Source organism: Streptomyces argenteolus, assembly GCF_042902585.1.
GTDB lineage: Bacteria > Actinomycetota > Actinomycetes > Streptomycetales > Streptomycetaceae > Streptomyces > Streptomyces argenteolus.
The window spans coordinates 418,509-427,691 of record NZ_JBIBEG010000006.1; the positions used below are offsets into that span (position 1 = coordinate 418,509).

The window sequence follows — 9,183 nt, forward strand, 5'->3', positions numbered from 1 at the left end:
ACTCCCACGAGACACGGCCGAAACGTCCGTCTGCTGGACCGGCGGCAGGTCAGGCCCTTCGGTCGTGGGAGGATCGGAGACGGCGGGCCAGGGCCGCGCACCCGGTCGCGCCGTCGCAGTTACAGGCGCGAGCATGAGGAGCACCGTTGAGCAGGTTGCGCTGGCTGACCGCCGGAGAGTCGCACGGCCCCGCACTGGTGGCGACGCTGGAGGGTCTTCCCGCCGGTATCCCCGTCACCACGGAGATGGTGGCGGACGCGCTCGCCCGTCGACGGCTCGGTTACGGGCGCGGCGCCCGCATGAAGTTCGAGAGGGACGAGGTCACCTTCCTCGGCGGCGTCCGGCACGGCCTGACCATGGGCTCGCCCGTCGCCGTCATGGTGGGCAACACCGAGTGGCCCAAGTGGGAGCAGGTCATGTCGGCCGACCCGGTCGACCCCGAGGTGCTGGCCGCGCAGGCCCGTAACGCCCCGCTGACCCGCCCGCGGCCCGGCCACGCCGACCTCGCCGGTATGCAGAAGTACGGTTTCGACGAGGCCCGGCCCGTCCTGGAGCGCGCGAGCGCCCGCGAGACCGCCGCCCGCGTGGCCCTCGGCGCCGTGGCCCGCTCCTACCTCAAGGAGACCGCGGGCATCGAGATCGTCTCCCACGTCGTCGAACTGGCCGCGGCCAAGGCGCCTTACGGCGTCCACCCCAAGCCCTCCGACGTCGAACGGCTCGACGCCGACCCGGTGCGCTGCCTGGACGCGGACGCGTCCAAGGCGATGGTCGCGGAGATCGACCAGGCCCACAAGGACGGCGACACCCTCGGTGGGGTCGTTGAGGTGCTCGCGTACGGCGTCCCTGTCGGCCTCGGCTCGCACGTCCACTGGGACCGCAGGCTCGACGCCCGCCTCGCCGCCGCGCTGATGGGCATCCAGGCCATCAAGGGCGTCGAGGTCGGGGACGGCTTCGACCTCGCCCGGGTGCCCGGCTCCCAGGCGCACGACGAGATCGTGGCCACCGAGGACGGCATCAGGCGCACCTCCGGCCGCTCCGGGGGCACCGAGGGCGGACTGACCACCGGCGAGCTGCTGCGGGTCCGTGCCGCGATGAAGCCCATCGCGACCGTGCCCCGCGCGCTCGCCACGGTCGACGTCGTCACCGGTGAGGCAGCCAAGGCGCACCACCAGCGCTCCGACGTCTGCGCGGTCCCCGCCGCCGGGATCGTCGCCGAGGCGATGGTCGCCCTGGTCCTGGCCGACGCGGTCGCGGAGAAGTTCGGCGGCGACAGCGTCGCCGAGACCCACCGCAACGTGCAGTCCTACCTCTCCCACCTCCAGATCCGGTGAGCGGCCCGCTGATCGTCCTGGTCGGCCCGATGGGCGTCGGCAAGTCGACGGTGGGCGAGCTGCTCGCCGGGCGGCTCGGCACCACCTACCGCGACACCGACGCGGACATCGTGGCCACGGTCGGCAAGTCGATCCCGGAGATCTTCTTCGACGAGGGCGAGGAGCACTTCCGCGCCCTGGAGCGCCAGGCCGTGCAGGACGCGCTCGCCCACCACACCGGCGTCCTCGCCCTCGGCGGCGGCGCGATCCTCGACGGGTCCACCCGTGCGCTGCTGGCGGACCACCGGGTCGTCTACCTCTCCATGGGCGTGGACGAGGCGGTCAAGCGGGTCGGGCTGAACACCGCACGCCCCCTGCTCGCCATCAACCCGCGACGGCAGTGGCGCGAACTCATGGAGGCCAGGAGCCTGCTGTACGAGGAGGTCGCCGGTGCGACCGTCGCGACCGACGAACGTACCCCCGAAGAGGTCGCCCAGGCGATCCTCGACACCACGGATCTGCCGGAGCGCACGGGCCAGGCCGTGCCGCCCGGCCAGGAGAACACACGCATGAGCGAGCAGGGCACCACGCGCATCCAGATCGCCGGCACGGCAGGCACCGACCCGTACGAGGTGCTCGTGGGCCGTCAGCTCCTCGGTGAGCTGCCCGGCCTCATCGGTGACCGCGCCAAGCGGGTCGCCGTCCTGCACCCCGAAGCGCTCGCCGAGACCGGTGAGGCGGTCCGTGAGGACCTCGCCTCCCAGGGGTACGAGGCCATCGCGATCCAGCTGCCGAACGCCGAGGAGGCCAAGACCGTCGAGGTCGCCGCCTACTGCTGGAAGGCCCTCGGCCAGACGGGCTTCACCCGCACCGACGTCATCGTCGGGGTCGGCGGCGGCGCCACCACCGACGTGGCCGGCTTCGTCGCCGCCTCCTGGCTGCGGGGGGTGCGCTGGATCGCCGTGCCGACGACCGTGCTCGCCATGGTCGACGCGGCGGTCGGCGGCAAGACCGGCATCAACACCGCCGAGGGCAAGAACCTCGTCGGCGCCTTCCACCCGCCGGCCGGAGTGCTCTGCGACCTCGCCGCCCTGGACTCGCTGCCGGTCAACGACTACGTCTCCGGCATGGCCGAGATCATCAAGGCCGGCTTCATCGCCGACCCGGTCATCCTCGACCTCGTCGAGGCGGACCCCCAGGGCGCCCGCACGCCCGCCGGGCCGCACACCGCTGAGCTGATCGAACGCTCCATCCGGGTCAAGGCCGAGGTCGTCTCCAGCGACCTCAAGGAGTCCGGCCTGAGGGAGATCCTCAACTACGGCCACACCCTCGCCCACGCCATCGAGAAGAACGAGCGCTACAAGTGGCGCCACGGCGCGGCCGTCTCCGTCGGCATGGTCTTCGCCGCCGAGCTGGGCCGTCTCGCCGGACGCCTGGACGACGCCACCGCCGACCGGCACCGGGCCGTCCTGGAGTCCGTCGGGCTGCCGCTCACCTACCGCGGCGACCAGTGGCCCAAGCTCCTGGAGAACATGAAGGTCGACAAGAAGTCCCGCGGCGACCTGCTGCGCTTCATCGTCCTCGACGGCATCGGCAAGCCCACGGTCCTGGAGGGCCCCGACCCGGCGGTCCTGCTCGCCGCCTACGGGGAGGTCTCCGCGTGACCGCCCGCAGGGTCCTCGTCCTCAACGGGCCGAACCTCGGACGTCTCGGCTCCCGTGAGCCCGATGTCTACGGGGCGACCTCCTACGCCGGTCTCGTCGACACCTGCCAGGCCCTCGGCGAGGAACTCGGCTTCGAGGTCGACGTCCGCGAGACCAACGACGAGGGCGAGCTGATCCGCTGGCTGCACGAGGCGGCGGACGGATCGATTCCGGTCGTTCTCAACCCGGGTGCGTTCACGCACTACTCGTACGGCATGCGGGACGCGGCAGCCCAGCGCACCGCCCCGCTGATCGAGGTGCACATCTCGAATCCGTACGCACGGGAGGAATTCCGCCACACCTCGGTGGTCGCCCCCGTGGCCACCGGCACCGTGGCAGGGTTCGGCATCGGCTCCTACCGGCTCGCCCTGCGCGCCCTGGCCGACGAACTGACGGGCTGACACCGGGCACTTCGTGCCTTCCCCGCCCGTTCACAGCCTGGCGGCCGGGGAAGGTACGGTTGCCGACGACCAGCGCCAGTTGCCTGCACGAGACGGAGTGGCACCGGATGCAGCACGCAGTGGGGGCCCCGCTGCCGCCGCCCCAGGGTCCCGGGAACGGGCCGTGGACGCACCAGGCCCAGCACGCAGACCGCCCCGGCCCACAGGGGCCGCCCCTTCCTCCCATGGCGCCCCAGGTGCCGATGCCCCAGGCACCGATGCCTCAGGCACCGGCCCCGCAGCACACCCTGGTGCCGCCGCCGTCCCCGGAGACCACCGGGCACGTCCAGCTGCCGCCGGGCGGCCCCGTACCGCTGCCCGCGCAGCCCGCCGAGCCGGGCACGGGAGCCGCGACCCTGGCCGTCCTCCTGATCGGCCCCGCAGGAGCGGGCAAGACCACGGTCGCCAAGCTCTGGGCCGGACGTCGCCGGGTCCCGACCGCGCACGTCTCCCTGGACGACGTCCGCGAGTGGGTCTGTTCGGGTTTCGCCGACCCGCAGGCAGGGTGGAACGACCACTCGGAGGCGCAGTACCGGCTGGCCCGCCGCACCTGCGGCTTCGCCGCCCGTAACTTCCTGGCCAACGGCATCTCCTGCATCCTCGACGACGCCGTCTTCCCCGACCGGCCCGTCGTCGGCCTCGGAGGCTGGAAGCGGCACGTCGGGCCCGGGCTGCTGCCCGTCGTCCTCCTGCCCGGCCTGGAGGTCGTCCTGGAGCGCAACGCGGCCCGCAGCGGGAACCGCAGGCTCTCCGACGAGGAAGTGGCCCGCATCCACGGCCGGATGGCCGGCTGGTACGGCTCGGGACTGCCGATCATCGACAACTCCACCTACGACGTCGAGACCACCGCACGCGTCCTGGACGACGTCCTGGCCCGCTCCATAGCCAGCCCTCCGGCCTGGTAGCACCGCTTCCGTTCCCGGTCGGGTGCGCTGGCCGGGCGGGCGGGCGCCGGCGCTCGTAGGCTCGAAAACATGTCAGAGGTGTACGCCGTCCGACGCGGGCTGCTGCGCGACCGGTACGCCGCCGCCGGATCCGCGGCAGCCCTGGTCTCCCGCCCCGCGAACGTCCGTTACCTGGCGGGCGCGGCCCCGCCGGGGGCCGTGCTGCTGCTCGGAGCGGGCGAGGACGTCCTGCTCTGTCCGCACGCACCCACCGGCGACCCCTCCCACGGGCGCCCCGACGAACAGCTGCGGGTGGACGTGCTGCCCGAGGCCGCCGGGGACCCCGTCGTCGCCGCGGCGGGACTCGCCCTCTCGGCCGACGCCGTGTCGCTCGCCGTCGAGGAGCACGACCTCACCGTCGCCCGGCACCGCGCCATGCTCTCCGTCGCCCCGCACCTGCGGCTGGCCGACCTGGGGCACACCGTGGAGCAGCTGCGGATCGTCAAGGACGAGGAGGAGATCGCCTGCCTCCGGATCGCCGCCGAGATCACCGACCAGGCGCTCGGAGAGCTCCTGGAGTCGATCCTGGTGGGCCGCACGGAGCGCCACCTCGCCCTGGAGCTGGAGCGGCGCCTCGTGGACCACGGTGCGGACGGTCCCGCGTTCCCCACCTCCGTGGGGACCGGGCCCCACTCGGGCCGGGGGCGCCACCGGCCTTCGGACCGGAGGGTCGAGGAGGGGGATTTCCTCTCCGTGTGCCTCGGGGCGAACTACCGCGGATACCGGTGCGAGATCGGCCGGACGTTCGTCATCGGGACCAGCCCCGCGGACTGGCAGATCGAGCTCTACGATCTCGTTTTCGCCGCTCAGAGGGGTGCCAGGGAGGCTCTGGTGCCCGGAGCCGCCTACCGTGACGTCGACCGTGCAGCCCGCCATCTCCTGGACTCGGCGGGTCACTCGGACGGCCTTCCGCCGAGCACCGGGCACGGGGTCGGGCTCGAAATCGACGAGGACCCGCAGTTGGCACCGAGAGCCATGGGTAAACTGGACGCTTGTGTGCCGGTCACCGTCGAACCGGGGGTCCACCTCCCGGGCCGGGGCGGTGTCCGGATCGATGACACGCTCGTCGTGCGCCCAGAGGCGGACGGCGGACCCGAGCTACTCACCATTACGACCAAGGAGCTGCTCGCGCTCTAGCGCGCGTTCGTTGGTTGTCCACCAGCTTTCAGTCCAGGAGATTCCGCAACCGTGGCTTCCACGAACGACCTCAAGAACGGCCTGGTGCTCAAGCTCGACGGAGGCCAGCTCTGGTCCGTCGTCGAGTTCCAGCACGTCAAGCCCGGCAAGGGCCCCGCCTTCGTGCGCACCAAGCTCAAGAACGTGCTCTCCGGCAAGGTCGTCGACAAGACGTTCAACGCCGGTGTGAAGGTCGAAACGGCCACCATCGACCGCCGGGACATGCAGTTCTCGTACATGGACGGCGAGTACTTCGTCTTCATGGACATGGACACGTACGACCAGCTCATGGTCGACCGCAAGGCCGTCGGCAACGCCGCCAACTTCCTGATCGAGGGCTTCACCGCCTCTGTCGCGCAGCACGAGGGCGAGGTGCTGTACGTCGAGCTGCCCGCCGCGGTCGAGCTCACCATCCAGCACACCGACCCGGGCGTCCAGGGTGACCGCTCCACGGGTGGCACCAAGCCCGCCACCCTGGAGACCGGCTACGAGATCGGTGTCCCGCTCTTCATCACCACCGGCGAGAAGATCAAGGTCGACACCCGCTCGGGCGACTACCTCGGCCGGGTGAACAGCTAACCGTGGCTGCCCGGAACAAGGCCCGCAAGCGCGCCTTCCAGATCCTTTTCGAGGCCGACCAGCGCGGTGAGTCCGTGCAGACGGTCCTCGCGGACTGGGTACGGCTCTCGCGGACCGACGACCGTCAGCCGCCGGTGGGTGAATTCACGATGGAGCTGGTCGAGGGGTACGCGCAGTACGCGGACCGCATCGACGACCTCATCGTCACCTACGCCGTCGACTGGGAGATCGACCGCATGCCGGTCGTCGACCGGAGCATCCTGCGGCTCGGCGCGTACGAGCTGATCTGGATGGACTCCACCCCGGACGCCGTGGTGATCGACGAGGCGGTCCAGCTCGCCAAGGAGTTCTCCACGGACGACTCCCCGGCCTTCGTGAACGGCCTGCTGGCCCGGTTCAAGGACCTCAAGCCGAATCTCCGCCGGGAGCAGTGACCCCGGCGGCGTCGAGCCGGACGAAGGGCCCACGGTCGACGACCGTGGGCCCTTCGGCGTTCCCGCGAGCGGCTGACGCATGCGGCCACGCGGGCATGAGAACGCCGGCCCGGCGGAGCCCTTGTTCAGGGACCCGCCGGGCCGGCGGCAGGCTTCTCGCGAGAACCGGCGGCTCTCCCGGCGTCAGCCCTCTTCGTGGGCGACGGCGCGGCGCGCGTCCGCGTCCAGGACGCCCCAGCTGATCAGCTGCTCCGTGAGCACGGAGGGCGACTGGTCGTAGATCACGGCCAGGGTGCGCAGGTCGTCCTGGCGGATCGAGAGCACCTTGCCGTTGTAGTCGCCGCGCTGGCTCTGGATCGTCGCGGCGTAACGCTGCAGCGGTCCGGCCTTCTCCGGCGGAACGTGGGCGAGGCGCTCCAGGTCGAGGACCAGCTTCGGCGGCGGCTCGGCGGCGCCGCCGGGGGTCGTGCCGGGCAGGAGCTCCTGCACCGGGACGCCGTAGAAGTCGGCCAGCTCGGCAAGGCGCTGCACGGTCACGGCACGGTCGCCGCGCTCGTAGGAACCGACCACGACGGCCTTCCAGCGGCCCTGCGACTTCTCCTCCACGCCGTGGAGGGAGAGGCCCTGCTGGGTGCGGATGGCGCGGAGCTTGGCCCCGAGCTGCTTTGCGTATTCGCTGGACATAAGGCTCCCCGGACGCTGGAACATTCTGCGGCTGGGCCGCGTGGCTGGTAACTCACTGTGAGGTTACGCAGCGTTACTTGGCTGCGTCAAGCCGAAAGGTCCGGACTTCCACCTCCTGGGGGCGGGGCCTGGGCCTCACACAAGCCCTGGTAACGTGGATGACGCAATTTCGACGTCCTTTAACGTCCGTCCAGTGAGGCGGAGAAGGAGGTCCGTTTCTTATGGACGCACAGCATGACCACACCGGCAATGCGGCACGCCCTGTTCTCGAGGCTCCCGACATCGCCCGGGTTCTGACCCGCATCGCCCACGAGATCGTCGAACGCGCCAAGGGCGCCGACGACGTGGTGCTGCTCGGCATCCCGACCCGCGGGGTCTTCCTCGCCCGCCGGCTCGCCGGGAAGCTCGAAGAAATCACCGGCCGAAAGACGCCGGTCGGGTCGCTCGACATCACGATGTACCGCGACGACCTGCGCATGCGCCCCGCGCGCGCCCTGGGACGCACCGAGATCCCCGGCGAGGGCATCGAGGACCGGCTGGTCGTCCTGGTCGACGACGTGCTCTTCTCCGGCCGCACGATCCGCGCCGCGCTCGACGCGCTCGGCGACATCGGCCGGCCCCGTGCCGTACAGCTCGCGGTCCTCGTCGACCGCGGCCACCGCGAACTCCCGATCCGTGCCGACTACGTCGGCAAGAACCTCCCCACGTCGCTGCGGGAGACGGTCAGGGTCCAGCTCGCCGAGGAGGACGGCCGCGACGCCGTGCTGCTCGGCGTCAAGCAGACCGTCCCGGCGGGCGAGCAGTAGCCGCCTCCCTTCCCGTGCGCCCCCAAGGCCGCACGGCTGCTTCGGCACGCCCGCCTGCCTGATCCCTCCACCTTTCACGGAGACCCCAGATGCTGCGCCCTCCCGGGGGAAGCCCCCGGACCCCCCGTCACCTCATCTCCGCCGCAGACCTCACCCGCGACGACGCCGTCCTGATCCTCGACACCGCCGAGGAGATGGCCCGGGTCGCGGACCGGCCGATCAAGAAGCTCCCCACCCTGCGTGGACGCACGGTCGTCAACCTGTTCTTCGAGGACTCGACGCGGACCCGCATCTCGTTCGAGGCCGCCGCCAAGCGCCTCTCCGCCGACGTCATCAACTTCTCGGCGAAGGGCTCGTCCGTCTCCAAGGGCGAGTCGCTCAAGGACACCGCCCTGACCCTGGAGGCCATGGGCGCCGACGCCGTCGTCATCCGGCACGGTGCCTCCGGCGCCCCGTACCGCCTCGCGACCTCCGGCTGGATCGACAGCGCGGTCGTCAACGCGGGTGACGGCACCCACGAGCACCCCACCCAGGCCCTGCTGGACGCCTTCACGATGCGCCGCAGGCTGGTCGGGCGCGACGCCGGGATCGGCCGGGACCTCGAAGGCCGCCGGATCACGATCGTCGGTGACGTCCTGCACAGCCGGGTGGCCCGCTCCAACGTCCACCTGCTGCACACGCTCGGCGCCCACGTCACCCTCGTGGCCCCGCCCACCCTCGTGCCGGTCGGTGTCGAGCAGTGGCCCTGCGACGTCAGCTACCGCCTCGACGACGTGCTGCCGAAGTCGGACGCGGTCATGATGCTGCGTGTGCAGCGGGAGCGGATGAACGCCGCCTACTTCCCGACCGAGCGGGAGTACTCGCGCCGCTACGGCCTGGACGGCGAGCGCATGGCGCGGATGCCCGAGCACGCCATCGTGATGCACCCCGGCCCCATGGTCCGCGGCATGGAGATCACGGCCGAGGTCGCGGACTCCGACCGCTGCACCGCCGTCGAGCAGGTCGCCAACGGCGTCTCCACCCGCATGGCCGTCCTGTACCTGCTCCTGGGCGGCTCCGAGACCGCTCTGCCCTCCGCCTCCGCCCGTACCGAGGAGAACAAGTAAT

General features: G+C 71.5%; 10 protein-coding genes. 9 read left to right on the forward strand and 1 reads right to left on the reverse strand.

All coding sequences use genetic code 11. From position 1 onward, the window contains the following. Window positions 1–146 precede the first annotated feature (146 nt). From aroC to nusB, 7 genes are all read left to right on the forward strand, one after another. A complete protein-coding gene (gene aroC, locus ACFY8O_RS23165) occupies window positions 147–1,331 on the forward strand; it encodes a chorismate synthase (protein ID WP_145806193.1) in 1,185 nt (394 codons plus the stop codon). Further along, window positions 1,328–2,974 (forward strand): 3-dehydroquinate synthase, encoded by a 1,647-nt coding sequence (gene aroB / locus ACFY8O_RS23170; protein WP_145806191.1) that lies wholly within the window; start codon window positions 1,328–1,330, stop codon window positions 2,972–2,974. Before aroC ends, aroB begins: the two co-directional genes overlap by 4 nt. Further along, window positions 2,971–3,414 carry a type II 3-dehydroquinate dehydratase gene (gene aroQ, locus ACFY8O_RS23175; RefSeq protein WP_145806189.1) on the forward strand — a complete coding sequence of 148 codons (444 nt, stop codon included), beginning with the start codon at window positions 2,971–2,973 and terminating at the stop codon, window positions 3,412–3,414. Before aroB ends, aroQ begins: the two co-directional genes overlap by 4 nt. 107 nt (window positions 3,415–3,521) lie before the next feature. Further along, entirely contained in the window at window positions 3,522–4,358 is an 837-nt protein-coding gene (locus ACFY8O_RS23180) for a Pro-rich N-terminal domain-containing protein (protein WP_387905223.1), read from the forward strand. Window positions 4,359–4,427: 69 nt separating this feature from the next. After that, window positions 4,428–5,534, forward strand: a complete 1,107-nt coding sequence (locus tag ACFY8O_RS23185) for a M24 family metallopeptidase (protein WP_387905225.1) — start codon at window positions 4,428–4,430, stop codon at window positions 5,532–5,534. A gap of 51 nt (window positions 5,535–5,585) precedes the next feature. Beyond that, window positions 5,586–6,152 (forward strand): elongation factor P, encoded by a 567-nt coding sequence (efp, locus tag ACFY8O_RS23190; protein ID WP_145806183.1) that lies wholly within the window; start codon window positions 5,586–5,588, stop codon window positions 6,150–6,152. A gap of 2 nt (window positions 6,153–6,154) precedes the next feature. Continuing rightward, window positions 6,155–6,586 carry a transcription antitermination factor NusB gene (gene nusB / locus ACFY8O_RS23195; RefSeq protein ID WP_031097763.1) on the forward strand — a complete coding sequence of 144 codons (432 nt, stop codon included), beginning with the start codon at window positions 6,155–6,157 and terminating at the stop codon, window positions 6,584–6,586. 183 nt (window positions 6,587–6,769) lie between these two features. On the opposite strand, the gene bldD is transcribed toward nusB, so the two are convergent. Next, complete coding sequence (gene bldD, locus ACFY8O_RS23200; RefSeq protein WP_014044812.1) at window positions 6,770–7,270, reverse strand: transcriptional regulator BldD; 501 nt, start codon at window positions 7,268–7,270, stop codon at window positions 6,770–6,772. Window positions 7,271–7,491: 221 nt separating this feature from the next. Between bldD and pyrR the strand changes: the two genes are divergently transcribed. Further along, the gene (pyrR, locus tag ACFY8O_RS23205) at window positions 7,492–8,076 is read left to right on the forward strand and encodes a bifunctional pyr operon transcriptional regulator/uracil phosphoribosyltransferase PyrR (RefSeq protein ID WP_145806181.1); all 585 of its coding nucleotides are present in this window, start codon (window positions 7,492–7,494) and stop codon (window positions 8,074–8,076) included. Between the two features lie 89 nt (window positions 8,077–8,165). Next, complete coding sequence (locus ACFY8O_RS23210; RefSeq protein WP_145806179.1) at window positions 8,166–9,182, forward strand: aspartate carbamoyltransferase catalytic subunit; 1,017 nt, start codon at window positions 8,166–8,168, stop codon at window positions 9,180–9,182. Window position 9,183: the final 1 nt, after the last annotated feature.